The organism is Gracilimonas sp., from assembly GCF_040218225.1.
Lineage (GTDB): Bacteria > Bacteroidota > Rhodothermia > Balneolales > Balneolaceae > Gracilimonas.
Window position 1 is genome coordinate 767,983 of the sequence record NZ_JAVJQO010000008.1, and the last position, 24,653, is coordinate 792,635.

General features: G+C 41.1%; 25 protein-coding genes. 2 read left to right on the top strand and 23 right to left on the bottom strand.

Going from position 1 to position 24,653, the window contains the following annotated elements:
• Window positions 1-5 precede the first annotated feature (5 nt).
• The 6 genes from fliG to flgB are packed head-to-tail and all read right to left on the bottom strand — an operon-like array spanning window position 6 to window position 4,140.
• The gene (fliG, locus tag RIB15_RS14770) at window positions 6-1,052 is read right to left on the bottom strand and encodes a flagellar motor switch protein FliG (RefSeq protein WP_350202942.1); all 1,047 of its coding nucleotides are present in this window, start codon (window positions 1,050-1,052) and stop codon (window positions 6-8) included.
• 10 nt (window positions 1,053-1,062) lie between these two features.
• Complete coding sequence (gene fliF, locus RIB15_RS14775) at window positions 1,063-2,694, bottom strand: flagellar basal-body MS-ring/collar protein FliF (RefSeq protein ID WP_350202943.1); 1,632 nt, start codon at window positions 2,692-2,694, stop codon at window positions 1,063-1,065.
• Window positions 2,695-2,706: 12 nt separating this feature from the next.
• The gene (gene fliE / locus RIB15_RS14780; protein WP_350202944.1) at window positions 2,707-3,021 is read right to left on the bottom strand and encodes a flagellar hook-basal body complex protein FliE; all 315 of its coding nucleotides are present in this window, start codon (window positions 3,019-3,021) and stop codon (window positions 2,707-2,709) included.
• Window positions 3,022-3,045: 24 nt separating this feature from the next.
• On the bottom strand, window positions 3,046-3,279 hold the full coding sequence (locus RIB15_RS14785; protein ID WP_350202945.1) for a hypothetical protein: 234 nt from the start codon (window positions 3,277-3,279) through the stop codon (window positions 3,046-3,048).
• Between the two features lie 4 nt (window positions 3,280-3,283).
• Entirely contained in the window at window positions 3,284-3,784 is a 501-nt protein-coding gene (locus RIB15_RS14790; protein WP_350202946.1) for a flagellar basal body rod protein FlgC, read from the bottom strand.
• An 11-nt stretch (window positions 3,785-3,795) separates the two neighbouring features.
• Window positions 3,796-4,140 (bottom strand): flagellar basal body rod protein FlgB, encoded by a 345-nt coding sequence (gene flgB, locus RIB15_RS14795; protein ID WP_350202947.1) that lies wholly within the window; start codon window positions 4,138-4,140, stop codon window positions 3,796-3,798.
• A 237-nt stretch (window positions 4,141-4,377) separates the two neighbouring features.
• Here flgB and RIB15_RS14800 point away from each other — a divergent pair, with 237 nt between their 5' ends.
• Both RIB15_RS14800 and RIB15_RS14805 read left to right on the top strand, forming a co-directional pair.
• A complete protein-coding gene (locus RIB15_RS14800; RefSeq protein ID WP_350202948.1) occupies window positions 4,378-5,412 on the top strand; it encodes a sensor histidine kinase in 1,035 nt (344 codons plus the stop codon).
• Window positions 5,413-5,588: 176 nt separating this feature from the next.
• A complete protein-coding gene (locus tag RIB15_RS14805) occupies window positions 5,589-6,983 on the top strand; it encodes a PAS domain-containing protein (RefSeq protein ID WP_350202949.1) in 1,395 nt (464 codons plus the stop codon).
• Window positions 6,984-7,078: 95 nt separating this feature from the next.
• On the opposite strand, the gene RIB15_RS14810 is transcribed toward RIB15_RS14805, so the two are convergent.
• From RIB15_RS14810 to RIB15_RS14890, 17 genes are all read right to left on the bottom strand, one after another.
• Window positions 7,079-8,416, bottom strand: a complete 1,338-nt coding sequence (locus tag RIB15_RS14810) for a sensor histidine kinase (RefSeq protein ID WP_350202950.1) — start codon at window positions 8,414-8,416, stop codon at window positions 7,079-7,081.
• 75 nt (window positions 8,417-8,491) lie between these two features.
• On the bottom strand, window positions 8,492-8,893 hold the full coding sequence (locus RIB15_RS14815) for a response regulator (RefSeq protein WP_350202951.1): 402 nt from the start codon (window positions 8,891-8,893) through the stop codon (window positions 8,492-8,494).
• A gap of 54 nt (window positions 8,894-8,947) precedes the next feature.
• Window positions 8,948-9,352 carry a hypothetical protein gene (locus tag RIB15_RS14820; RefSeq protein WP_350202952.1) on the bottom strand — a complete coding sequence of 135 codons (405 nt, stop codon included), beginning with the start codon at window positions 9,350-9,352 and terminating at the stop codon, window positions 8,948-8,950.
• 92 nt (window positions 9,353-9,444) lie between these two features.
• Window positions 9,445-11,196 carry a methyl-accepting chemotaxis protein gene (locus RIB15_RS14825; protein ID WP_350202953.1) on the bottom strand — a complete coding sequence of 584 codons (1,752 nt, stop codon included), beginning with the start codon at window positions 11,194-11,196 and terminating at the stop codon, window positions 9,445-9,447.
• Between the two features lie 30 nt (window positions 11,197-11,226).
• Entirely contained in the window at window positions 11,227-11,844 is a 618-nt protein-coding gene (locus RIB15_RS14830) for a chemotaxis protein CheW (RefSeq protein WP_350202954.1), read from the bottom strand.
• Window positions 11,845-12,147: 303 nt separating this feature from the next.
• Window positions 12,148-12,579, bottom strand: a complete 432-nt coding sequence (locus tag RIB15_RS14835; protein ID WP_350202955.1) for an energy transducer TonB — start codon at window positions 12,577-12,579, stop codon at window positions 12,148-12,150.
• A 225-nt stretch (window positions 12,580-12,804) separates the two neighbouring features.
• Window positions 12,805-14,520 (bottom strand): HAMP domain-containing methyl-accepting chemotaxis protein, encoded by a 1,716-nt coding sequence (locus tag RIB15_RS14840; RefSeq protein ID WP_350202956.1) that lies wholly within the window; start codon window positions 14,518-14,520, stop codon window positions 12,805-12,807.
• Between the two features lie 294 nt (window positions 14,521-14,814).
• The gene (locus RIB15_RS14845; RefSeq protein ID WP_350202957.1) at window positions 14,815-16,539 is read right to left on the bottom strand and encodes a methyl-accepting chemotaxis protein; all 1,725 of its coding nucleotides are present in this window, start codon (window positions 16,537-16,539) and stop codon (window positions 14,815-14,817) included.
• A 299-nt stretch (window positions 16,540-16,838) separates the two neighbouring features.
• Window positions 16,839-17,219, bottom strand: a complete 381-nt coding sequence (locus tag RIB15_RS14850; protein ID WP_350202958.1) for a response regulator — start codon at window positions 17,217-17,219, stop codon at window positions 16,839-16,841.
• 16 nt (window positions 17,220-17,235) lie between these two features.
• The gene (locus RIB15_RS14855) at window positions 17,236-18,309 is read right to left on the bottom strand and encodes a protein-glutamate methylesterase/protein-glutamine glutaminase (RefSeq protein WP_350202959.1); all 1,074 of its coding nucleotides are present in this window, start codon (window positions 18,307-18,309) and stop codon (window positions 17,236-17,238) included.
• 21 nt (window positions 18,310-18,330) lie between these two features.
• The gene (locus RIB15_RS14860; protein WP_350202960.1) at window positions 18,331-19,398 is read right to left on the bottom strand and encodes a protein-glutamate methylesterase/protein-glutamine glutaminase; all 1,068 of its coding nucleotides are present in this window, start codon (window positions 19,396-19,398) and stop codon (window positions 18,331-18,333) included.
• The gene (locus RIB15_RS14865; RefSeq protein ID WP_350202961.1) at window positions 19,395-19,871 is read right to left on the bottom strand and encodes a chemotaxis protein CheX; all 477 of its coding nucleotides are present in this window, start codon (window positions 19,869-19,871) and stop codon (window positions 19,395-19,397) included. The genes RIB15_RS14860 and RIB15_RS14865 overlap by 4 nt, the downstream gene beginning before the upstream one ends.
• A complete protein-coding gene (locus RIB15_RS14870; RefSeq protein ID WP_350202962.1) occupies window positions 19,849-20,259 on the bottom strand; it encodes a response regulator in 411 nt (136 codons plus the stop codon). Before RIB15_RS14870 ends, RIB15_RS14865 begins: the two co-directional genes overlap by 23 nt.
• 26 nt (window positions 20,260-20,285) lie before the next feature.
• On the bottom strand, window positions 20,286-20,708 hold the full coding sequence (locus tag RIB15_RS14875) for a response regulator (RefSeq protein ID WP_350202963.1): 423 nt from the start codon (window positions 20,706-20,708) through the stop codon (window positions 20,286-20,288).
• 11 nt (window positions 20,709-20,719) lie between these two features.
• Entirely contained in the window at window positions 20,720-21,253 is a 534-nt protein-coding gene (locus RIB15_RS14880) for a chemotaxis protein CheD (protein WP_350202964.1), read from the bottom strand.
• Between the two features lie 12 nt (window positions 21,254-21,265).
• Window positions 21,266-22,087, bottom strand: a complete 822-nt coding sequence (locus RIB15_RS14885; RefSeq protein WP_350202965.1) for a CheR family methyltransferase — start codon at window positions 22,085-22,087, stop codon at window positions 21,266-21,268.
• A 26-nt stretch (window positions 22,088-22,113) separates the two neighbouring features.
• Window positions 22,114-24,648: a chemotaxis protein CheW gene (locus RIB15_RS14890; protein WP_350202966.1), complete on the bottom strand. Its 2,535-nt coding sequence runs from the start codon at window positions 24,646-24,648 to the stop codon at window positions 22,114-22,116.
• Window positions 24,649-24,653 lie beyond the last annotated feature (5 nt).

Genomic DNA, 24,653 nt, shown 5'->3' on the forward strand with positions numbered 1-24,653 from the left:
CTTACTTACTCAACAATCTCTTCTTCATCCATCTTACGGGTAGAAATCTGGCCGTCTTCTTCCAGTTCTTTAATCTTCTTGATAATGCGCTGCTGTGCTTCTTTTACATCTTTCAGTGCTACCGGACCAAGAGCATCCATATCTTCACGCAGCATATCGGCTGCACGATTCGACATGTTCTTGAGGAATTTGTTTGCAAGTGCTTCTTCCACCCCCTTGAGTCCCATAACCATATCGGCTTTTTCCATCTCGTTGATGATAAGCTGTACCGTACGGTCGTCGAAGTGAATGATATCCTCGAACAAGAACATCTGTTCCTTAATATCGCTGGCCATTTGTTCATCTCTATCTTTGATAGAATCCAGTACATGGCGTTCAACCGTGATATCAGAACCGTTAAGAATCTGAGCCACAATGTTGGTTCCGCTTTTCACGCGGTCACCGAGTGTATCCATACCGCCCATATGCTCTTTAATTACCTCTTCGATTTCCTCAATTACTTCCATCGAAATCTTATCCATACTGGCAAGCCGATAAACTATATCTGCTTGTAATTCCTTATCGAGATACCCCAGAATTTCGGCTGATTTCTCAACCTGAAGCTGGGAGAAAATGAGAGCCGCCACCTGTGGGTGTTCATTTTGAATGAAAGAGGCAATTTGTGTGATCTTAGTCTGCTGAAATTCATCAAATACAGTACTGCCTGATTGTGCTTTTAGTCGCTTCAGCATCTTCTCGGAATTAGCGCTGTCTCCAAGTTGTGCAAGCAGGTCTTCAGCTGCATCAACCCCTCCCTTCAGCATATACTCCTTAACTTCCATCAGGGTATAAAATTCCTGAAGAACCTCGTCCACGATTTCAGCTTTTACGTCTTTAATCTTGGCAAGCTCAAGTGTAATCTTCTCAATCTCATGCTCTTTAAGCGTTTTCATCATAGTTGCAGCAGTTCGGGTACCAATACTCATAATGAGTACTGCCGCCTTTTGAGTGCCACTTAAATCAGATATATCGGTAAAAACGCCTGATTTTTTTGTACTAATTGCTGTAGACATATTTCCTCTATTAATTTTCTTCAGATGCCATCATTGCTCTCATCACCTGGGCAGCTTCCGCAGGTTTCAACTCAACAAAATTCACAATTTCATCTTTGTTGTATTTCTTCTCAGGCAACTTCTTGGTCTGGCTTTCACCTGATTCACCTTCTGCTCCTTCCAGCTGGTTCGTACCAGAGCTTTCCCCTGTTAAAGAGTTTTGCTTCTCTGCTCCCTCCAGCTGATCGCCCGCCTCGAAGTTGCTTACAAACTTGAGCTCATCAACACCTGATTTCTTCTTAATGCTGTTAATCAGCAGAATGATGACAACAAATGTGATCCCTATGAGAGACCAGCGTAAAATGTTGTTTGTAAACGTAGGCTGGCCGGTGAAGAAATCACCATTATCGATCGGGTGCTTGTCAAAAAACTCTACCTGTTTTACTGTCAATTGATCACCCCGATCATCCTGAATTCCCAATGCTACCTTTACTACTTCCTTAAATTCTTCTACTTCTTGTTCAGAATACGGCTCACTTACCAGTGTTTGTTCTCCTTCGGTTCCCTCTTCAAAACGCTGTTTATAATTCAGCAGTACAGAGGCCGATACCATCTTTAATTCACCTTGTGTTTTTTCAAATACTTCACGGGTTCGGTTCACTTCATAATTTCTGGTTTGAACCGTTGAACCGTTATTGTTACTGGCAACCACAACTGAGCCCGCCTGATTATTATTAGTGATGTTTCCTGGAACCGGCTCCATCACCTCATCGTTATTGGTCTGCTCTCTTTTCTCTTCAGAAATAACGGTTCGGCTATCGGGATCGATTAAATCCGATTCCCTGACAACCCGATCAAAATCGTGCTCCACCGAAACCCTTAGAATACTGTTACCGGCACCCAAAACTCTATCCAGCATAGATTGGCCGCGTTCCGTCAGATATGCTTCCGTTTTTTGGCGAAGCTGCATCTGGGTTGAACCGAAAGCAAGATCTGAGTCATAGTCAATTTCATCAGTCAGCCTGTTCCCAGACTGATCGAGCACGGTTACGTTTGCTGATTCCAACCCTTCAACACTACCAGCAATGAGCGATGTAATACCTTCAATCTGCTCTTTTTTGAGGGATTGTCCCTTCTTCAGATTCAAAATCACTGATGCCGAAGCCTCAATTGACGTTTCTTCAAAAGGAGAACGCTCAGGTAAAACCAGGTGTATCCTGGAAAACTCAACCTGTTCCAGACTGTTAATAGAACGAGCAAGTTCACCTTCAAGGGCTCGCTTTTTGTTAACCTGTTGCATAAAGTCTGTCATGCCCAATGCATTGGTATCAAAAAGCTCATAGCCTTTCACATCCGAAAAACTACCTCCCATTGGAGCTAATTCCAGACGTAACTCGTGAACTTTATCGCTTGCTACATATATAGCACGTCCACTTTCCTGAAGCTCGTAGCTAATTCCCCGGTTATTAAGTTCAGTTACTATTTCCTGGGCTACTTCTGGCTGAAGAGATCCAAATAAAAGAACATTCTCTTCTTGTTGAGACCAGTAAAATACACCTCCAATTATGGTGAGCACAACCAGCATCAGTACCACAAACATGGCGCGCTGTGCATTACTCAGCGGACCAAAAAACTCCTGAAAACTTTCTAAATAATTGTTCATTTAAGGATGTCCTTATATTTGCATTCTGCTTATTTCGTTATAGGTCTCGATCGCTTTATTTCGAATCTCGACCATCATCTGAAAACTGAGCTGAGCCCGCTGCATCGAAATCATTACATCGGCAACATTGTCGGTATTACCCGCAACGTAATCCTGCATCTTCATTTCTGAAGTCTTCATAGTCGTATCTACCCCATCTATGGCTTTCGAAAGCATATCGGCGAAGGAATCTTTTTCGATTTCATCAACCCCGATATCATAATGCCTGGGACTGATTTCAAAATCCTGTGGTAACTGTAATCCGTTAAGTTCAACTGGGCTCGGCATGATTATTCCTATTAATAGCTTCTGTTAAATTCTGGTATCAATGTTTCTTCCGCGTGATAACTCATGTTGATTCATTTTGCCATCAACCGAGTAAAGACTCATTGCCTTTTCATTTTCAGCGGTAAACTTCTGATTGATCAGAGAAGATTCATCCTGAGTCAGTTTCGGTAAATCTTGTGAACCGGCAGCGCTTCTTAAAGCAGTATTTCTGTTTATTTGTCCGGCTTGTTGTGTGTAAATAGAATTAATGCTGTTCATCGTATCAGATCTCCAATGATCGTTTAATAATTTCTTTTTCAGCTTCGATGCTGCTTAGATTGGCCTCATAAAGGCGGTTGGCGCTAACCATTTCAGTCATTTCTCTTACCATGTCGATATCCGGATATTTCACCATTCCGTTTTCATCTGCATCGGGGTGATTCGGATCGTACTCGTAACGAAACTTATTCTGCTCACTAACATGAAACTCGGGTCCCAACCCGGTTGCTTTATCTCCATTCGGAAGGTTTCCAACACCCGTAGCCATATGCTTTGGATTAGTCCTGGTCAGAGAAGAAACACTTTCGGAAAGAACCTGCAGAAATTTTTGCTGATCGGGAGCTAAAGATTGCACACGCTTTGGCCGATAAACATTTTCGGAGCCTGCGGGTGCAGAAGTTTGAGCATTAGCAATGTTTTGCGATGCCACTGAAATCCGCTCGCGTTGTAAGGCAAGGCCCTGGGCGGCTGTTTGAAATGTTGAGGATAATCTATCTGGGAGCATCTGAGTTAGGTTTATCGGTTAATACCTGTAATTCCGGACCTGAGAAGGCTAAAGTGATGCCGAAGTGACCGGGTTACCATTTGTACCCGAATCTGAGTATCGGCCATCTCAATCATCTCATCTTCCAGTGTGACACTTTCTTCAGTTTGTACTATCGAAGGTGATACGCCTTTCATACCGCGAACTCCTTCATCCAGCTGCGCCTGCTGAAGTTCTTCTTCAAAGAGTACTTCATGCCTTTTGTAGTTAGGGGTATCGGCATTGGCAATATTTGAAGCCGTCACTTTTTGGCGAAGTGAATAGGAATCCATGGCCCGGGCTAACATTTGACTATGATTACTGTCGATAAAGTTCATTGAAAATTTTCTTTGGTTGTGAATCACTCGCACGGATGAATGCAATTGCTGTGCCAGCCCATCAAATCTGCTTCTAAATAACCTCATATTCTTTTTTTGAGGAACAATCTGAAAACACGGGAGTAGAATTGACCGCTTCATGGCAAATTTTTCCGTCTTTCCGCTTTTATTTTAAGATGTAAAGGGGATTGCTGATAACCAGCCAAACAAATAGAATAGAATCAAAGCAGAACTATAATGACTACTTTGCGGCAAGAACTTTACACAACAAATGCTGTAACCCACGTTAATGCATTTAACAAAATTGATGGTTACTATTACGAAACTTCGGAGCACAAATTGATGAAAATCATAAAAGACCTTTTTAAAGGGTATCCTCATCCTATTATGGTTTTACATCATGATAACCGGGAAATATGTTTCACTAACCTACCTGCTTCTTCAGAAGAGAAACTAATCGGACAAAGGTTTGATGATACCGTTGAACTGGTTGAAGAAGAAATATCCAGAGAACCGGTAGCATACTTCAATAAACAATGGTTCTGTGTAGAAGAGCGCCCCTTTCAGTCTGATGAGGAAAATTATATCCTTATCATTTTTAGTAACAGGCAAGAAGTTCCAGACGAGGAAACGTTGGCATCATGGAAAAATATGATCGCCGTTATGCTTCACCGGTTTCGATCACCTCTTACAGGAATTGCAGGCTACGTCGACATGCTGGCGGAATATGATGAAAACCCGGATAAGGACAAGTATTTCACTCTTATTAATAAAGGAATAAACCATCTCTACGATATGATGGATGAGTTGGAAATACTTTATAATATTGAGCCCGGATATTTGGAAGACGAGACCGCTTCGATAGAGGCTGGCAAACTATTCCACAACTTATTACTGGATTATCCGGCTGACATACGGGAGCAAATAAATCTTAAATCCATTAAGCCCGGCGTCAAATTTCATACAAATCCATCTGACCTAAAACACATTCTGAATATTTTAATCCAAAATGGATTAGAGCATAACCCGGATGGGGATTTGTCTGTTTCTGTTCCTTCTGAACATTTAATTCAGATATCCAATAAAGGTCAAACCATTCCTGATCACATAGCCCAAAATATATTTAGTCCTTTTATTACGGATAAGGCTAATGGGCTTGGAATCGGTTTAACCATTGCTTTGCTTTATATCAACCAACTGGGTGGAACAATTTTCTTATCTAAAAATAATGCTGCGGAAGGAGTTACTTTCAGTATCTGTCTCCCCAAATAGTTGCCCGCCATCCTGTAAGCCAGAGCATGAATTTCTCTGGCTATGATGAATCAGAATACGTTTTCACTTTATTCCCTGAAAATTAATGTTTTGTCGTATTCAACCGATAAAATATTTGAATAAGTATGTATGTGCCGGGCTCGTCCAATCCCCTGAAAACAAATTAAGCTAACACTATGTTAACTGAAGAATTACCAAACACAAAGATTAAGGACCTCAAAAAGCCGGTTCCTGTAAATCAGGAAAGTCCGTTTTCGTTTGAGGAACTATTCATTTCTGTTACCGATTCCAAGTCCAATATTACTTATGCAAATGATGTATTTGTTCGTATTAGTAAATATGACCACGAGGAGGTAATTGGCCAGCTTCATAAGTTAGTTCGGCATCCCGATATGCCACGAGCCGTTTTCAATATTTTTTGGGATTACCTTAACTCAGACAAGCCCGTAGCTGCTTATGTGAAAAACCTGGCAAAAGATGGGTCTTATTACTGGGTAATGGCTCTGGCTTTTCCTTGCAATGGAGGGTATCTGTCAATCAGATTAAAACCAGGAAGTGATCTTTTTAAGACGATCAAAGGGTTATATGCTAAAACGCTCCAATTTGAAAAACAGAAAGAGCAGCAATTGGATAACAAAAAACAAGCACTTGAGGAATCTCAGTCCTACTTGTTGAATCTCCTTAAAGCCGAAGGTTTTGCAGACTACGAAGAGTTTATGTGGAATGCCCTTCAAAAAGAAATGGCCCATCGAGAAAATAACCTCAGCACAACCATTTTGGCGGAGAAGAAAAATACGGACAAGAATATTGTGCCTCCCGTTTTGGTAAAGGCTGAAAGCATTCTAAGCGAATTGGTTTTGGAGTTAAAGAACCTGAAAAAAATTCATGGTGCCTTGATTGGACATTCCGATTACATCCTTAAGCTGGCACGTTCTATTCTTCTGCTTTCATTAAATGCCCAAATAGGTTCTTCAAAGCTTGACCAGGAAGATATGTCTCTTTCTGTGGTAGCTGAGAAGATGGGTGAGCAATCCGTTGATGGTGAAAAAAGGCTGATTAACATGAAAGAGAACATTCATCATTTAAGCGAACTGATTGCGGAACTTAATTTTAATATTATCTCGGCCAAGCTTCAGGTTGAAATGACCATCGAGTTTCTGAAAGAGCTGGAGCATAAAAAGTTTAATGATGACATTTCCTTAATCGAGTCTGACAAAGTTATCACCCTCTTGTATGATGCCTTTATGCCACGGTTAGGTCTAATTGCCAGTGGAATTGGAAAAGTTCCTGCTTACCTCCGGGATCTCATGAATGGAGTAAAAGATATTGAGCGATTCTTGTTGGTATTGCGATTTATCCACATCACAGGAAAGGTAGAAATTGCACGAATGAATGATAATGCAAAATCATTTTCTACAACTTTTCAGGATCTTGTACACGAAATCGAAACTGCTGATTCACATCTTCGGGAACTTAATGAAGTTGTAAACGATAACAAGAAAAGCGGACTAATTTATACGGTTTATAAAGAGCGTTTGACAAATTTAATTGCAAACATTGACCGCAGATAAGCAGTTTCGGTCATTACTGTTAGGGTAACACCCAGAAAAGAGGAGCCTTTGGTTCCTCTTTTTATTTATGCACTCCAGAGATAGAAACTTTTCTTTCAGCTAAAATTTGCGCTGGCTGATCCTTTGATATCTTCTTTAGTGAAGAACAGAGTAAAGGTAGTTCCTCCTTCATCAGAAATATACTGATAAGAACCGTTGAGTTGTTTAACCAGGGTTTTGAGTAAGGTATTTCCCAAAGTTTTATCTTTGTCAACATTAAAATCTTCCGGAAGTCCGGAACCGTTATCGGCTATAGACATGAAAACTTCATTACCTCTGGTGTAAAGCTGGATACGAATTTTACCGGATTCAGCTTTGGTAAACGCGTGCTTATAGGCATTGGTAATAACCTCGTTCATAATCAAGGAACAAGGATGAGCCTGATTGATATTAAGCTGAACTGATTCCACATCCATTTTCACATCAATCTTTTGTGTGAGTTCATAATACATTTTAGAAATGGAGGTGACTATTTTCCTGAGGTTTTGCCCAAATTCAAGCTTACAAAAGCTCCCTGATTCGTACAAAAGCTCATGCATAGACGCCATTGCCTGCACCCGGCCTACACTTGAATAGAGCTTTGACTGTACGCTCAAATCACCTTCCGTAAAAGCCTGCAACTGCATTAAACCGGAAATAATGGCCAGGTTATTCTTTACACGATGATGCAATTCAGATAATAAAACTGTTTTCTCTTCAACAGCCATTTTCAGCTGCTTCTCAGTCTCCCTGAAAGGAGTTATATCTTGTCCAACGACGATAAAATTGGTAATAAAATCATATTCATTCCGGACAGGAGTAAGTGTGGCAGAAAACACAAAAGTGCCTCCATTCTTTTTACTATTTACCAACTCGCCTTTCCATTCCTCTCCTCTTAGAATAGCCCTTCTTAATTCTGAATATTGATGCTGATAAACCAAACTTGCTTTAAACATTTCAAGTCCGTTGCCCAAAATTTCTTCTTCTTTGTACTGTGAGAGCTTTAAAAAACTTGGATTTGCATATTCAATAAATCCCTGCCTGTCTGCAATGAGGATGAGCGCCGGGCTCAATTCCGCCACTTTACTAAACTTGTAATACGGATTTTTAGCTACTCCCAGGTTTGAGGGGTTACCAAAAGAAGGTTGAAACATTTCAGCAGAATGATCCCGGATGAGCTTAATTATATTGTTTTGGTTTGGCAACGAAGGTGCTTCTTCCGGCTGTTCCTGAACCTTATTATTTACTCTCCAGAGATGTTTTTCTTTTATATCGATTTCTTTCGAATCTTCTTCCTTTGTTTCAGAAGATTTTATATCCAGATAATTAAGCCGACAACTAGTCTCTTCCAGGCCCAACTCAGAATCTGAGTTCAACTTTTTTAAGAGCTTCTTCTTGGGTGAAGAATTATTCATAATACATCTCCTTTTTTTTTGTGTTCGTCATCGACATCAACAAAACTTTTTAAAAGTGTGCCATCAGCTGGAAGATTACCGGGTTTCTTCTTGCTTATTCGCCTTTATCATTTCACTTATTTTGTCCTTCAAAAGAAGATGGGTTAGCGGCTTGTGTACAAAACCAAGCCCTTGCCGCAAAATGGCATCAATGCGGTCTTCGTTATTCTCCGAAGAAACTACAATAGCCGGAATATTTGAGAAGTCAGGATGATCACGTGCATAATCCAGCATTTCCAGTCCATCCATAACCGGCATATAAATATCTACCAGCATCATGTCTATCTTTTCTTTTGCAAGTACTTCAAGACCTTCTTTACCATTTTCGGCTTCAAAAATCTCTGCTACTTCCACATCTAAATCTGCTGAAAGTACCGTGCTTCTTAACAAGACCCTCATTGCAGGGTCATCTTCAACAATCAGTATATTTATCTTCATCTCAACTTCTCCCAATTATTGGATTTATAACCGTCTGTAATTTTAAATCCTGGCTCAAAGAACCAGCGCAAGTACAACAGCTACGACCGACAGCATTACCGCAACTGCTGATGTAGTTATAAAAATAGTAGTCCGCTTTTTTTCCGAGTTTAGATCGGCCAGTACTGCCGAAACCAATGGATAATTGACACTTAACCCTTCAAACTTTTCAGACATAAAAAAAGTGGTTGTGTCACCATTCTCATCCTTATAGCTATACTTTTTGTTGAAGTGATAGTATAAACGACCAAAAATCATATCCTCTTCTACACCACAAGCCTCAGCAATTTCCTTAATATCTACCGGTACTCGTATTCGTGCAATCCGATCCGGTTCATCCTTAGCATATTTCTTGTACTCATCATAGTATCGATAATAAATATCCTCAATGATCTCTAAGTCGGTAGGTAAATGATCCATTGTAAACCTCTCTGTTTATTTATACTTGAATAGAGGATCTGCTATAACAGATCCTCTATGACAAGTGTGTATTCATTTATTTAGTAGCTCGGTTAGAAATCACTGAAGTCATCATCCTCAAAAGGAATCAGCTCATGTGCTTCTACTCTTTTGGATGCACCATTACCATTGGCGTGTGCTTTTGCATGGCTTCCATTATGACCGTTTCCATTGTGGTGGTGTTGGCCTTTCCCGTTACTATGTCCGTTGTGGCCATTTCCATTTACATAACCATTTTTAATAGCTGGCTGATGCTCGTATCGCTGGATGAAAGTTCCATTTCCGATACTTGCAGTACTACCACCTCCAACAAGACCGACCAACTCTCCGATAATGTTATTGAGTTCACTGGCTTGAGAAGAAAGCTCCTCTGCAGCACTGGCTGATTCTTCAGATGAAGAAGCATTTTCCTGAACAACATTATCCATTTCAGACATAACGGAAGTCATTTGTTCAATACCTACTGCCTGTTCTTTGGAAGCTGCCGAAATTTCTACAACAAGCGTACTTACACTTGCAATACTTTGCTCGATAGCCTTCAGGTTTTCAGACACTTCTTCCGCTACGCTTGAACCTCTGTCAGAACTCGCTTGTGATTTCTGAATAAGTTCTGATGTATTTTGCGCTGCTTCAGCACTACGCTGAGCCAGGTTTCGCACTTCCTCAGCTACTACGGCAAATCCCTTTCCAGCTTCTCCGGCACGGGCTGCTTCTACCGCTGCATTTAAAGCCAACAGGTTAGTTTGGAAAGCAATATCATCAATGGTGTTTATAATCTTGGATGTTTCCTGAGCAGAGTTTTTAATCTCATTCATTGCCTGAATCATTCGCTGCATAGCTTTAACACCATTTTCCACCAGTGGCTTCGATTCATTCATCGCCAGTTCAGCCTGACTTGAATTATCATCCGTTTGCTTAATCTGGGAAGACATCTCTTCGAGTGAAGAAGTAGTCTCCTGGAGACTAGCGGCCTGTTCGCTGGCACTTTCAGCCAATTGCTGACTTGCACTTGAAAGCTGTTCAGAAGAAGCGCTAACCTGATCCGAACCGCTCTTCAGCCTTTCAATAATACTCTGAAGTGTGGCATTGATAGATCTCCCAACAAAGAATCCGAATGCTAAAGCACCTAAAACCGATAACACGGCAACTACGCTTATGATCCATACGTAGTTACTTACAATAGCTTGTGTATCATCAGCCAGTAACCTTGCTCCATCTTCTGCAGCCTGATTAATAGCAACCGAACGATCCAGTAGTTCCTGATAATTTACAGCAGCGTTTCTCTCTGCTTCAAATAAGGTATTACTTACCTTTGTAAGCTCAGAAGGATCCGTGTTATTCTCTAACGCTAAAGTTGCATCAAGGTACGCTTGAAGATTACTTTCGTAATTTTCAATTACCTCTTTAAGCCCATCCATTTTTTCTTCCAGAACCGGCAGATCATATGCTTCTACATAACCTTCAAATTCTCCATATTCACCATAGATTTTTTCAAACCTGGAAAGTGCATTTTCCATATAAGAAACATCATTGGTATTTGTAAACTGCAGATGCTCGTAGCCTGCTTTCCGAACAGCTGTTTCAAAGGCTGCAGCTGTTCCCCATTCATTGAAAGAGATCTCGGACAGAGATGTTGTATTGTCCTGAATTCTATTCAGAGAAAACAGTGCTATGGCGCCAAGAATCAGGGTTACTACAGCAGCGGATCCGGTTAAAAAGGATATCCTTTTCCCTATCGTCCAACTACTTTCTCCGGCATTCCCTCCTTGCGTAATGTTGTTTATGTATTTATTAATCGATGACATTTTTACCTCATTTTTACTGTTTGAATTTATCTATTTAGCTGCAGGCTCGTTTGCGTCCAAAACTTCTTCAGGCACATCAAATAGCACTTTATGGATATCAACGATCATTTTTACAGACTCTTTAACTTTACCAATACCAGCCAGGTATTCGCTGTTTCCTTTCACACCGAATGATGGTACTTCTTCAATTTGATTGTCTTTGATGTCGGCCACCTCAGATACCTTATCGACCAGTACACCCATCAGGTAATCATCTTCCTGAACTACAATTACGCAGGTCTCATCAGTGTCTTCAACCGCAGGCAATTCAAAGCGCAGGCGCAGGTTCATAACCGGCACAATTTTACCACGCAGGTTTAATACTCCGCGAATATACTTTGGCATTTTGGGAACAGGGGTGATAGGCATCAGGCCAATAATTTCCTGTACTTTCAAGATCTCAATTGCGTATTCCTCTTTCCCTAAAAAGAAGCTGAGAAATTTTCCGCCAGCTATCAGGTGGCCGTTTTCTACGGCCTCTTTTTCTTTAACCAGTGTTTCTTCCATGTTGTTAGTGTTTTGCTTCTTTCCGGCTTTGCAGGATTCATTAGCTGAGTTCCTCTCACCAAAAAGCATAATTAGTGGTTTGTTAATGGGTTTATCGGACACGGTGAGATTTTCTTAAATGATTTTAATGTCCGGGACCAACTATTTTTGAAGGGAGCAACCTTGCAGCGTCCGCAGGTCCTTCAAGCGTTGAGGGGGAACCGATCCTTATTACATTGCGAACGCTCCAAGGTCTTATGAGACGCTTGGAGGTTCTTCTATTCACACGCTAATTTAATAATAGATCGGAGTAGAGGTAGTTTTCCATCCGGGAAGAGGTAATTCAAGTCCAAAAAAAGCATTACCCTGGTCAGGGTAATGCTTTTAGTCAATTATTGGGGATGTTATGTCTTAGTCAAAAGTTCTTTAGCTTTCAATCTTGAAGCTTATCGGCAAAGTGTAATAAACCTTTACAGCTTTCCCCTGAAGTTGACCAGGAGTAAACTTCACTTTTTTAATACCTTCTAATGCTGCATCACCGCATCCGGCTCCAATATCTTTAATAACCTCCGCATCTTTAACATCTCCATTTTCATCAACCACAAATTTAACGAAAACGCGTCCTTCAACACGACCGGAAATTGCCGCTCTCGGGTAATCAATATTCTTGTAAACCTCTTTAATTCCACCCTTGATCTTGGGCATCTGGTCTACCACATCATAAATTTTTGTCGAGTCTTCAGCAGTAATTGCAAAAACCCCCTCTGCTAATAATCCGGATGATGCTTTAGCAGGTAGAGTCGTTATCGCCAAAAAGGCTGCCATAAAAGAAAAAAGTAGTATTGATTTTTTAACCATGAAAATTACCTCAATTTTTTAGTCTTTTTGTAGAAACAGATTTCAGGTATTAGCATTTATAAACCCTTTATCGGCGTACTAACTTTTTTCTTAAGCCTATTTCTAATTTTTTTAATAAGCGGCTATTCTATTTCATCTCTAATAAAAACAAGGATCAAAAAATCATTTAACCAAAAAAGCAGTGAGAGTATCCTTCCCACTGCTCTTATAATTATTTAGTCATCGTTAAAAGTCACTGAAGTCATCATGATCGAAACCATTTAGCACGGGTTCTTTGTGATACCCGTTTTTTACTAAACCTGGTTTTGGTTTTTCACCATGTTGATCTGAACCATTTAGTCCATATCCGTTAACAGGTTTAGGACTTTTTGGTTTTTGCCCTAACGGAATGTTGCTGGTAAAGCGTTGAAGGATGCTTTCCTGCGTCTGTACTATTTGGCCTCCGCTTCCCCCTACCATTTCCATCAGTTCACTTACGATAAACTTGAGCTCCGACGCCTGGGAAGAAAGTTCTTCCGCTGCACTGGCTGATTCTTCAGATGAAGAAGCATTGCTCTGAACCACATTATCCATTTCGGTCATAACAGAGCTCATCTGCTGGATGCCTACTGCCTGCTCTTTAGAAGCGGCAGAGATCTCCACAATCAGCGTGCTCACATTGTTGATGCTTTCCTCTATTCTCTGAAGGTTTTCAGATACTTCTTTTGAGACCCCATTACCCCGGTCAGAACTAGACTGAGAACGCTGGATTAACTCTGACGTATTTTGAGCTGCTTCAGCACTGCGCTGGGCCAGTTTTCGAACCTCCTCTGCTACTACGGCAAATCCCTTTCCAGCTTCTCCGGCACGGGCTGCTTCAACAGCCGCATTCAGTGCCAGTAAGTTAGTTTGGAAGGCAATGTCATCGATCGTTTTGATAATCTTGGACGTCTCTTTTGAAGAATCACTGATCTCTTTCATGGCCTGAGTCATACGTTTCATCGCCTCTACACCATTTTCAACCAGTGGCTTTGACTCTTTCATCGCCACTTCTACTTCGGCTGAGTTTTCAGCATTTAGTTTTATCTGTGAAGACATTTCTTCCAGAGAAGAAGTGGTTTCCTGAACACTTGCTGCCTGCTCACTTGCACTTTCTGCCAATTCCTGGCTGGCACCGGAAAGTTGTACCGAAGAAGCATTTACTTGCTCTGAACCACTGCTCAGTCGCTCAATAATAGATCTGAGCGCATTGTTTACAGAACGAGTGATAAAGAAGCCCAATAACCCAGCTAAAGCTACTCCGAAGATTAAACCTGTTATAGTTACCGTACCTATTACATTATTTTGTGCAATTGCAGTTTTAACCTCGGAGTCTGCAATTACTTTATTGAGATCTACCAATCCCTGTAATTGTTCTTTGGCTACACGGTAAGATTCCATGTTATAGTTCATAAACTGATCCCTTAATCGAGACAAGATATTTGCAGCTTTTTCAGAATCATTTGAAATCTGAAGATACTCACTCGAAATTTCCATGAATTTATTCTGATGATTTCCCCAGGTTTGATAAGAAGTACTAAATGCTTTCCAATTAATCGCTTCCTGCTGTGTTTGTGGCAAAGATTCATATATATCTTTCGCATCTCTTAGCTGTTTCCAATATCCATTTACACTTTCAATAGCTTCCCTTCGGTTTTTATCAGATAGCGCTACATTCTGTAAGGCTTCTTCCTTGCTTCTGATCTCAGCCATAGCCAGATTCATGTCCTGTAGTGCTTGAATACTTGGAAGTCTTGCTTCTCCAATTACCTCAATCACTTTTTTATTGGTCAGGGCTCCATATTCACCTATCCCCCCAAGTATCAGGGTTATGAGAGTTATTCCAGTAAAAGCTGCCGTTAGCTTCTTCCCTATCGTCCATTTTTCTTTTCCATTATTTGGAATATGATTCGCTGTTTTCATAATCTTAAATTTTAATGTTGTCTCGACGTAGATTTTTTTGGTGTTCTGTATTTTGTTAGCTCGACACTCAATCTTTGATCGCTGACAATTTTGGTTTAATGTAATCCCAGGCAAACCTAATATTGAATAATCTAATAGTCTTATTAGATTATAGACCAAAAAAATAACCTGCTCGGGCAGAACAGGTTATCGGTAGAAAGAAAAAAATATTAAATACTTTTGTCACTAAAATTTAATAAAAACAATTACTTATACTTCATTAAATCTTCATATTTTGAGTTTAAGGGTATCGTATTAGAATCCATTCAGGTCTTTATCAGAAAAGTGAAAGCCATTGGTGATTGATCCCTTTTTATACCCATGCTTTTTATGGTTTGCATTCTGCTTTAGTGCATGAGCTTTCCCATTAGTATTTCCTATTGGTTTCTTATTTGGATACGCAACAGGAGCAAGTCCGCTTAGCTGGTTTTTTCTAATTTCAACAGAAGTAGTGTTATTCTCGTCACTTCCCACCATTACCTTCAGATCCCGAATAATATACTTCAATTCCTCGGCCTGGGATGAAAGCTCCTCTGCTGCGCTGGCCGATTCTTCCGATGTTGAGGCATTTTCCTGAACAACATGATCCATTTCTGTCATAGCTGTTTGTATTTGCTGAATTCCAACCGATTGTTCTTTAGAGGCAGCTGAAATTTCCACAACAAGGGTACTCACACTATTGATACTATCTTCAATCTTTTTCAAGTTTTCTGATACTTCAGACGATACGTTGTTTCCACGATCTGAACTTGCCTGTGAGCGCTGTATAAGCTCGGAGGTATTCTTAGCTGCTTCTGCACTTCGTTGCGCTAAAGTTCTTACTTCTTCAGCTACCACAGCAAATCCTTTGCCTGCTTCACCAGCCCGGGCTGCCTCTACGGCTGCATTCAATGCCAGCAGGTTGGTCTGGAAAGCAATATCATCAATCGTTTTGATAATTTTGGAGGTTTCTTTGGATGATTCACTGATTTCTTTCATAGCCTGAGTCATGCGTTTCATCGCTTCCACACCATCATTCACCAATGGCTTGGAATCTTCCATTGCACGTTCAGCCTCTGCGGAGTTTTCAGCATTCATTTTGGTTTGGCTGGACATTTCTTCCAGAGAAGACGTGGTTTCCTGAACACTGGCTGCCTGTTCACTGGTGCTTTGCGCCAGTTGCTGGCTAGAATCAGAGAACTGCTCAGCCGCCCCTGATAAGTTTTGTGCATTATTACCCAGCTGTTCTATAATTCGTTGGATGGGTTTCATCACATTAAAGCGAACTACCCAGAATGAAATCACAGCTAATACTGCAATGGCGGGTACTGCGAAAAGGCTTAGCATAAAGAGAAAATCTCTTCGGGCAATTACAGCTTCTACTTCTTCCTTTGTCCGGCTTTCCAGCATTTTTTCAAACTCGGCAATCGGTTTCATAATAGTAGCCTTATCAGAATGGTACTTATCATCGAACATGATTCGGCTGGCGAGTTCGAGGTTTGGCTCGCCTTTTCTGGTATAACTACCCCTTCCGTCATCAAACAGCCCTTTTACTGCATTCATTGCTATTGTTTCGGTGGTGACCAATCCATTAGACTTTTTCTCTGCTTCATCAAGCTTGGCAAACTCAGCTTTTGTAAAACCCGCCTCCTTCATCAAGTCTTTCAGGGCTATTGTACGTCCATCAGGTCTTGGTTTATTTCCATTCCTCACATCAAGTATATGCCAGTACTCATCCTCATATTTTGGATTTTGCGTTAGCACATAGGTTCTGGCCAAACGAGTCAACTCGTCAGAACTGAAGGTCAGCTCTGCAGCAAGCTGGCTCGAAATGTATCGCTTGTCGTTTACTTCCTTAAGTTCGCTTTGCACATTGTATGTTACAATGGATAGCACTGATATAATGATTGCCACAATCAGGTAGGCAACGTTGATAGTGGTTAGTTTTTTACCAACGGTCCAGTTTTTATTATTGAGAATGGTATTGTTAATGTCACTCATTTTTAATGCTCTTTGAGTTTATTTTTTGAACCGTATCAATATTCACGATTCTTTTTTTTGGGGGTAATGATGAGCACAGGTTACTGTGTAATTTATTCTGCCGGAGTACTTATTCCTTAAAGCTAAGACTGGCTAATTGATCTTTAGATCAAGACTTTTATAAGAACAACCGGAAACCAACTGCATCCGGTACAACGGCTTATCGGCTAAACACGTAAAATGTTAAGATTCTCTATTGAAAATATTTCACGGCTCTCCCCCGACTCATTAAGTTCACAAAGAATCAACTCTGATTATATTTAGTGCATTACCCCTAAAACAGAAAGAATTTTCTCCCTCAGAATCTCTGGTGTAAATGGTTTATGAACAAACCCGGCATATTGCTCATCGATAATTTTAATTCGCTCGCTGTTACTTTCTGTGGAAACGATGAGCACCGGCATATCCATCGTGATTGGGTTTTTACGAATTTGCTCCAGCATTTCTATTCCATCCATAATGGGCATGTTTACATCAATAAAGAGCAAATCAAGCCAGTTATTTTCTACGATCTCCAGACCTTCTGCACCATTTCCTGCCTGGTGGATTTCTCCTACTTCAACGCCGGTATTTTTTATTGTTTTAATGATCATGCTTCTCATTACCGCACTGTCATCAACAACAAGAATATTAATAGCCATCTTAATCTCCAGTTTGTTACGCTATAAGTTCTAATTTCTTTGTTTCTAAATGCTTCAGGATTGCTTCAGATATTCCTTCAAGCGGCAAGACTTCTGAAGCCGCACCAATTTTCGCAGCTTCCTTTGGCATGCCGTATACCACGGAACTACTCTCATCCTGCGCAATGGTATAACAACCTTTTGCTTTCATCTGAAGAAGTCCTTTTGCTCCATCAGCTCCCATTCCAGTAAGTATTATACCTATTGCCTTATTTCCAGCCACTCTCGCAACTGAATCAAACAACACATCCACACTTGGACGATGGTGATTAACCCTGCCGGAATCTATGATCTTAATCTCAAAACCATCTGTCGAGTCTTCGATGATCATATGTCTATCGCCAGGCGCAATAAACACTTTCCCGGAATGCACCTTGTCTCCATCTTTGGCCTCAACAACTTCAACCCTGCACAAAGTATTTAAACGGCTTGCAAACTGGTTAGTGAAAACAGGGGGCATATGTTGTACTATAACTACACCCGGTATATTCTCTGGTAATTGCTGCAACAGATATTCAAGGGTACGAGGACCTCCGGTAGATACTCCTATGGCAATCAACTTTTCTTTTGAATTTCCAATCACTTCTCTTACATGCAATTCTCCTCTGGCGGCACTGCCAACCGGACTATTTAAAATACCCCGGATATTTTGAGATTTAACATTAGCCACAGAGGCTGTCTGTATGGCCCTAACTAAATCGTATTCCATTTCTTCGACGCCATAATCGGCTTTTGGTTTTGAAATGACTTCAATGGCGCCCGCTGCCAGGGCACGAAGAGCTCTTTTACTATTTGCCGGGGTAACGGAGCTTACTACAACCACAGGCAAGGGAAGGTGTTTCATTAGTTTCTTCAGGAAGGTCAGGCCGTCCATACGAGGCATTAACATATCAAGGGTAATGACATCTGGCTGGAGCTCGGCAATAAGCTGACGAGCTTCATAGGGGTCTTCGGCTGTTCCCACAACTTCAATACCTTCCTGTTTATTCAATAAAAAAGAAATCAGTTTTCTATCGAATAGAGAATCGTCAACTACAAGGACTTTAATCATGCCTTACCTCCTTTTTCGGTATTAAGAAACAGGTTCTGCCATTTTCTTAGCCATCTGCTTTATTATGGCATCAGGTATGGATTGTAAAGGTAAAATCTCTTCAGCTGCCCCCAGTTTTGCAGCCTCTCTAGGCATTCCATATACTACCGAGGTAGCCTCATCCTGGGCAATTGTATAAGCGCCTTTTTCCTTCATGTTTAGCAGTCCCTGGGCACCATCGGCTCCCATCCCGGTTAAGATCACGCCCATGGCATTCAAACCTGCGGCCTGTGCAACTGAATTAAACATCACATCCACACTTGGCCGCTGATGATGAACCGGAGGGCCTGACTTAATTCGGGTGTAATATTTGGCTCCGCTTTTTTCAACAAGCATGTGGAAGTTTCCCGGTGCAATCAAAGCCTGACCGGATTTAATTAAATCTCCATCTTCAGCTTCTTTAACTTTAAGCCGGCAAATCGTATTCAGCCGTTCTGCAAAACTTTTGGTGAATACAGGTGGCATATGCTGAGTAATGACAATACCGGGCAGATTTTCAGGGAGCTCTGTAAGTACGGCTTCCAGTGCGCGGGTTCCTCCGGTAGAAGCACCAATTGCAATAAGTTTATTTGTGGTATGCAGCAGGCCTTCCGAATGCTTTAAGCCCGTCGTTTTCTGTTTGGCTTGAACCGATTTAATCATCTCCATATGTTTATCGAAACGAGCAATAGATGCGATTCGGACGGCCTTTACAATATCCTGAGAGATGTTCTGAGTAGAATAAGCTGAGCCGGGTTTGCAGATTACATCTACTGCTCCAAGACGAAGTGCATTAAGAGCATTAGCACTGTTCTTGGGTGTTAACGAACTAACCACGACAACTGGCATGGGAAAATGCTTCATCAGTTTTGCCAAAAATGAAAGACCCTCCATGCGAGGCATTTCAAGGTCTAATGTGAGCACATCGGGTTTGAGCTGTACAATTTTTTCTCTTGCTATGTAAGGATCCATAGCTGTTCCAACAACCTCTATATCCTGCTGCTTATTTAATTCTTCGGTAAGCAGTTTTCTTACTACAGCTGAATCATCTACAATCAGAACTTTAATCATGCCGGGTCCTCTGAGCTGTAATAGATTGAAATATCAGCAACACCTTCATCCAGAAGCACCTGCAGTTTTTCCTGACACATATCTTTGAATACAATGTCCAGATCTTCATCTGGCTTTGCGATCCTGGGCGGACGGATGTAGCAAATGTTTTCATCTTTTGCGAAAAGAGGCACTGTGTTTCCACAAATAATATTGGCGATTTCACAAAGAGCTCCTTCCTTTTCTTCCTGAGTAGCCGATTCCACTCCCAGCATGTTTGCTGCAATGGCATCTAAGAGATTACCGGAAGCATCGATTACCATTCCACCTTTGGCGGCACCATCAAAATGTACAACCGAGCGTGAAGTTCCATCTGGTTTTTCCAACAGATCTGCATCCTCCATTTCCCATTCCTCTAGTGGAAACATGTAGCAGGTTATTTCAAATGTATTTACAGCGATATCGTGGATTTTATCCGTGTAAGTAGTACTCATTTTTAATCCCATAAAATTTTGATAATTGTAGTTCCAGAAGCTCAAGATCTAGCGGCTTACGGATATAACCATGTCCCCAAAAAGCCAACATATTTAAAAGCTGCTCATCCCTTTCAGTGGTAACAGCAACTGTTGGTATATCTCTGAACTGATGATGATTATGTATGATGTTCAGAAATTCCATACCGTTCATTACAGGCATATTAATGTCAGTCAAGATGAGGTCTATCCTGTTTCGGCTGAGCATATCAATGGCATCAATACCATTGGCTGCTTCATAAATATAGCCGACATTAAAACTGCTTTTCCGGAGCAGCACCTGCTGATGAATCCGAATTGCCGGTTCATCATCCACGATGAGTACGTTATTTATTGATCCTGATTTCATCTTTGTATTCCCATAACTGTTTCGGTTTATATTTCACCGTTAAGCAAAAGACCGGGTTCTTTTCTTGTTATCGAATCTTTATTCAACAACTTTAGCATTTTATCTCTGAGTGCTTCTGGTGCAAATGGCTTATGAAGAAATTCGGTACCAAGCTCTGTGACGATTTCTACTTTTATGTCATTGCTTTCTGCAGAAACCGTAAGAACCGGGATTCTACAAGCTCTGGGATCTAACTTAATGTGAGCCAACATTTCTGCCCCACCCATTACCGGCATATTTAAGTCAGCTATAATAAACCCGAACTCTTTTTCTCTAATCCAATCCAGGCCTTCCTTTCCATTTTCAGCTTCTATGATTTCGTTTATCTCAAAACCACATAGTTCAAGAGTCCTCCGGATAACCGTCCGCATCACCTGGCAATCATCCACTATCAAAACATTTAATCCCATGAGTGCCTCCTTTAAACTGTTACTTGTTGGTTATAAACTGAGCCTGCCGAAATGCCGGAAGGACGATTTGAACTATTAATAGCTTGTTTATTGATGGTTACAATTCCATCTCCAATCGATAGTGTCATGGTTCTGGAAATGCTTCCTCCTACATCTTGTTTGGAAATCATGAATCCATTCTTCCAAAGTAGTTTTCTCAGAACCGTGAAATTGCGCTTGCCAATTTTGAAGTAATCGTCATCTTCATTCTTCTTCATACTGGCACCACCAGCCACTATTATTTCAAGGTTCTTTTTCTGAGCTCCCAGTTCATAAACCTCATTCAGGAGAGCCCCAAAGCCGGTATCTACATACATCGCTGGTTTTGTTTTGGCTTTTTCAGGATCAGCTTTTGATAACGGAAGCATCACATGTACCAACCCACCTACTTTAGCAACAGGGTCGTAAACGGTAATGCCAAGACAACTGCCGAGTGCATGAGTTATGATTTCTTCTTGCACATTGGCGGATACTTTTAAATCGCTAACACCAACTACTTTTCTCATTTGCACACTCTGTTATACTTTTTGATATACAGCAGGAGCCATGTTTTTGAATCCTTTATTGTTTGATGAAACACTTTCGGAATGTCCCAGAAAAAGAAACCCTCCGGGTGCAAGCTGCTCATAAAACTTATTTACTACTTCCTGTTGGGTTTGTCTGTTGAAATAAATCATCACATTGCGACACATGATTACATGAAAATTACCCTTCAAAGGCCACCTTTCCATCAGATTCAATCTACCGTAGGTAATCATATTCTGCACATCGGCAGATACTTTAAATTGATCATTTTCAAGCCTATTGAAGTACTTCCGCTGTATAGATTCAGGAACTTCCATCATTCGGGAAGATGGGTAAACACCGTTTTTCGCAACATTCAAAACCTCTCTTGATATGTCTGTCGCTAAAATTTTTACTGACGACCACGGAGTCGTTTTCTGTGCTTCTTTCAGAGTTATGGCGCATGTGATGGGCTCTTCGCCCGTTGAACACCCGGCTGACCACCATTTAACACTTCGTCCACCCATCGTTGGGATGATGTGCTTTTTAATAAATTCAAAGTGCTGAACTTCCCTGAAAAAATTCGTTTTATTGGTAGTCAGAACATCTACAAAAGAAAGAAATTCTCCACCTGACGCTGGTTGCTCTATAAAATCCAGGTACTCTGAAAAGCTCCCTATACCTAGCTTACGCATCCTTTTCATCAGCCGGCTTTGCACCAATGCCTCTTTTCCTTCCTGCAGAAAAATTCCACAGTAACTATAGAGAATGTCTTTAACACGCTGGAAATCATCCGGCCCTAATTTTGGAGATGAAATCGAAGGCGCTGTGTTCATGAAGGTATTCATTATAATTTCCTTACTTATGCAGCTGAGTCCATTAGGGCGGCTGTGTCCAGGATCAGACCAACACGTCCATCTCCAAGAATAGCACCACCTGATATATGCGACATTTTAGTGAGCATATGTATAGACTTACCCACCAGTTGTTGTTGGCCAATTACTTCATCAACTAAAAGTGCATACCGGCGATTGTTATTTTTGATAATCAACAATGTGCCTTCCAGCAGGCTTTCTTTAGCTCCATTGATTTCGAATTGCTCATGTAACCTGATTACCGGAACAGAATGCCCACGGAAATTCACCTGCTCCGAATTACCCATCATCGTAAACATATCCTTTTCTTTTGCACGGAAAGTCATGTCTATATTGATAGTCGGAACGATGAATCTCTGAGTTCCAACCCTCACTAACATTCCATCCGTAATCGCCAGTGTAAATGGAAGCTCAATCGTTATGGTTGTACCTTCTCCTAATTCGGAAGTCACATCTACTTTTCCTTGCAGCTGTTCGATGGAGCGACGAACCACATCCATTCCTACGCCACGTCCCGATAGGTCGGTTACTTTTTCTGCAGATGAAAACCCGGGCAAAAAGATCAGGTTATAAATTTCTTTCTCCGTGAGCTTCTTCTCCGGATCAACCAATCCTTTTTCAATCGCTTTCTTGAGGATTTTGTCCTTGTTAATACCACGACCATCATCTTTAATTTCGATAACTACCTTGCCTCCTTCCTGCGAAGCAGATAAGGAAATCTCAGCATTAGCCTCTTTGCCGCTCTTTAGTCGTTCTTCAGGCTCTTCAATGCCATGGTCTAACGAGTTTCGAAGCATGTGAATAAGCGGCTCATTGATCACATCAACCATATTTCGGTCGATCTCGGTATCCTCACCAAAAGTTGAGAACTTGACCTGCTTTCCAGCTTTTCTGGACAGATCACGCACCAGGCGATTCATCTTGTGGAAGGTCGCTTTCAACGGAACCATTCGCAGGGTCAAACTGGTATCCTGAAGCTCACGCAGGATTTTGGTCGTGTGATTCACTTTCTTTTGAAGATCAGAATCATTCGGAATAGCTTTATCCTGAGCCACCACAGAATGGGCAATCACCAACTCGCCAACCATATCAATCAGACGATCGAGCCTGCTTACACTTACCCTGACCGAGGATTCTGAATCAGACTTGCTGCTAATTTTGTCGGCCACAGCACTCTCTTCTTCCGAAGATCCTGAATTTGTAATAATATCTTTGACAGGATTTGTCTTTGGACCTGCTTCTTTTTTGCCCCGAATTTTTTCGAGTGCTTTGGCAGGTTCTTTACCTTCTTCAGAAATAGCATGAAGTACTTTAATCATGCTATCATACTGAGCTGGTTTGTGGAGTGGATCTCCGCCTTCAGCTTCTTCCACTACTCTAAGCATCTGATTCAGAATATCTATCGATTCAAAGTTAATATCGGCACATGCGCGATCAAATGGCAAATCACCTTCACGAACCATACTTAACAGTGTCTCGACAAAGTGGGTAAACTCGGAAATAGGATCGAGTCCCATAAAAGCAGAGGTACCTTTAATGGTATGAAAAGCCCGGAATACCGTGTTGATAAGCTCTTCATTATTCGGAGCCTCTTCCAGGTCAAGAAGTGCACTTTCTGCCATTTCAATCAGTTCAGAACACTCTGTAATAAACTCTCCAACCAGTGCAATTTCGATATCTTCTGGAATATAGAAAGTCTCTGAAGAAACCACCTGCTCTTCCTCACCTTCAAATGGTTCCGCCGCTTCTTTGGCATCTTCAGCCGTAACAGCCTTTTCTTCTGCTGACTGTTCTGAGACTGTACCTTCTTCTTCGTCTATGGAGTTATCCCATTCTTCCTGAGCTTCAATCTCTATAGCCTGTTCTGTTTTATCAGAAACAATTTTAAGCCAGCCCTTGGCTCCTCCACTGGCTTCCACTTCAGCCATAGCCTCTTTTAATGGTGCAGCAACTGTTTCATCAGAGTGCTTTACAATAAAAGATACAATTTCATCCAGCTTCTGCAGGTCTTCACCTTTAACTGAGCTTTCATCTATTGAGATCAGGAAACCAGCAAGATCATTCAGCGTGTAATCTTTTTGAGAGTCCTCTTTCTTATCATCTTTTTTTGACTCTCCTTTACTTTTAATCTCTTCTACCTTTTCCTCATCCAATTCTATGACTGAATCAGCTGATTCAGAACCGCCTTTCAAAGACTTTTCCAACTCATCATAGGCTTTTTCAAAATCTTCCACTTTGATATCGCCTTCCTCAATCACATACTCTCGAACGGTGTTTATAGCCTGCATTGTAGCGGCTTTTACCATCATGAAATAGTCATCTTTTTCGTAGAGGTGCTTAATCCCTTGCCATGATAAGTCAATCAGCTTTTGAAACTGTCCAAAGTTGTTCTCAACATTGTTGGTTACCTCTTCAAACCTGGCACCGGCAACCGCTACATTTTCACGGTCAGCAGGCCATACATCAGCAAGTAACCGAATAATGGTTTCAAGGTCTTTGATAAGTTGGTCTTTGTTACTCATTGCTT

Coding starts and splice junctions, on each gene's coding strand:
- fliG (WP_350202942.1), bottom strand. CDS start 1,052: ATGTCTACAGCAATTAGTACAAAAAAATCAGGCGTTTTTACCGATATA.
- fliF (WP_350202943.1), bottom strand. CDS start 2,694: ATGAACAATTATTTAGAAAGTTTTCAGGAGTTTTTTGGTCCGCTGAGT.
- fliE (WP_350202944.1), bottom strand. CDS start 3,021: ATGCCGAGCCCAGTTGAACTTAACGGATTACAGTTACCACAGGATTTT.
- RIB15_RS14785 (WP_350202945.1), bottom strand. CDS start 3,279: ATGAACAGCATTAATTCTATTTACACACAACAAGCCGGACAAATAAAC.
- RIB15_RS14790 (WP_350202946.1), bottom strand. CDS start 3,784: ATGCTCCCAGATAGATTATCCTCAACATTTCAAACAGCCGCCCAGGGC.
- flgB (WP_350202947.1), bottom strand. CDS start 4,140: ATGAACTTTATCGACAGTAATCATAGTCAAATGTTAGCCCGGGCCATG.
- RIB15_RS14800 (WP_350202948.1), top strand. CDS start 4,378: ATGACTACTTTGCGGCAAGAACTTTACACAACAAATGCTGTAACCCAC.
- RIB15_RS14805 (WP_350202949.1), top strand. CDS start 5,589: ATGTTAACTGAAGAATTACCAAACACAAAGATTAAGGACCTCAAAAAG.
- RIB15_RS14810 (WP_350202950.1), bottom strand. CDS start 8,416: ATGAATAATTCTTCACCCAAGAAGAAGCTCTTAAAAAAGTTGAACTCA.
- RIB15_RS14815 (WP_350202951.1), bottom strand. CDS start 8,893: ATGAAGATAAATATACTGATTGTTGAAGATGACCCTGCAATGAGGGTC.
- RIB15_RS14820 (WP_350202952.1), bottom strand. CDS start 9,352: ATGGATCATTTACCTACCGACTTAGAGATCATTGAGGATATTTATTAT.
- RIB15_RS14825 (WP_350202953.1), bottom strand. CDS start 11,196: ATGTCATCGATTAATAAATACATAAACAACATTACGCAAGGAGGGAAT.
- RIB15_RS14835 (WP_350202955.1), bottom strand. CDS start 12,579: ATGGTTAAAAAATCAATACTACTTTTTTCTTTTATGGCAGCCTTTTTG.
- RIB15_RS14840 (WP_350202956.1), bottom strand. CDS start 14,520: ATGAAAACAGCGAATCATATTCCAAATAATGGAAAAGAAAAATGGACG.
- RIB15_RS14845 (WP_350202957.1), bottom strand. CDS start 16,539: ATGAGTGACATTAACAATACCATTCTCAATAATAAAAACTGGACCGTT.
- RIB15_RS14850 (WP_350202958.1), bottom strand. CDS start 17,219: ATGGCTATTAATATTCTTGTTGTTGATGACAGTGCGGTAATGAGAAGC.
- RIB15_RS14855 (WP_350202959.1), bottom strand. CDS start 18,309: ATGATTAAAGTCCTTGTAGTTGACGATTCTCTATTCGATAGAAAACTG.
- RIB15_RS14860 (WP_350202960.1), bottom strand. CDS start 19,398: ATGATTAAAGTTCTGATTGTAGATGATTCAGCTGTAGTAAGAAAACTG.
- RIB15_RS14865 (WP_350202961.1), bottom strand. CDS start 19,871: ATGAGTACTACTTACACGGATAAAATCCACGATATCGCTGTAAATACA.
- RIB15_RS14870 (WP_350202962.1), bottom strand. CDS start 20,259: ATGAAATCAGGATCAATAAATAACGTACTCATCGTGGATGATGAACCG.
- RIB15_RS14875 (WP_350202963.1), bottom strand. CDS start 20,708: ATGGGATTAAATGTTTTGATAGTGGATGATTGCCAGGTGATGCGGACG.
- RIB15_RS14880 (WP_350202964.1), bottom strand. CDS start 21,253: ATGAGAAAAGTAGTTGGTGTTAGCGATTTAAAAGTATCCGCCAATGTG.
- RIB15_RS14885 (WP_350202965.1), bottom strand. CDS start 22,087: ATGAACACAGCGCCTTCGATTTCATCTCCAAAATTAGGGCCGGATGAT.
- RIB15_RS14890 (WP_350202966.1), bottom strand. CDS start 24,648: ATGAGTAACAAAGACCAACTTATCAAAGACCTTGAAACCATTATTCGG.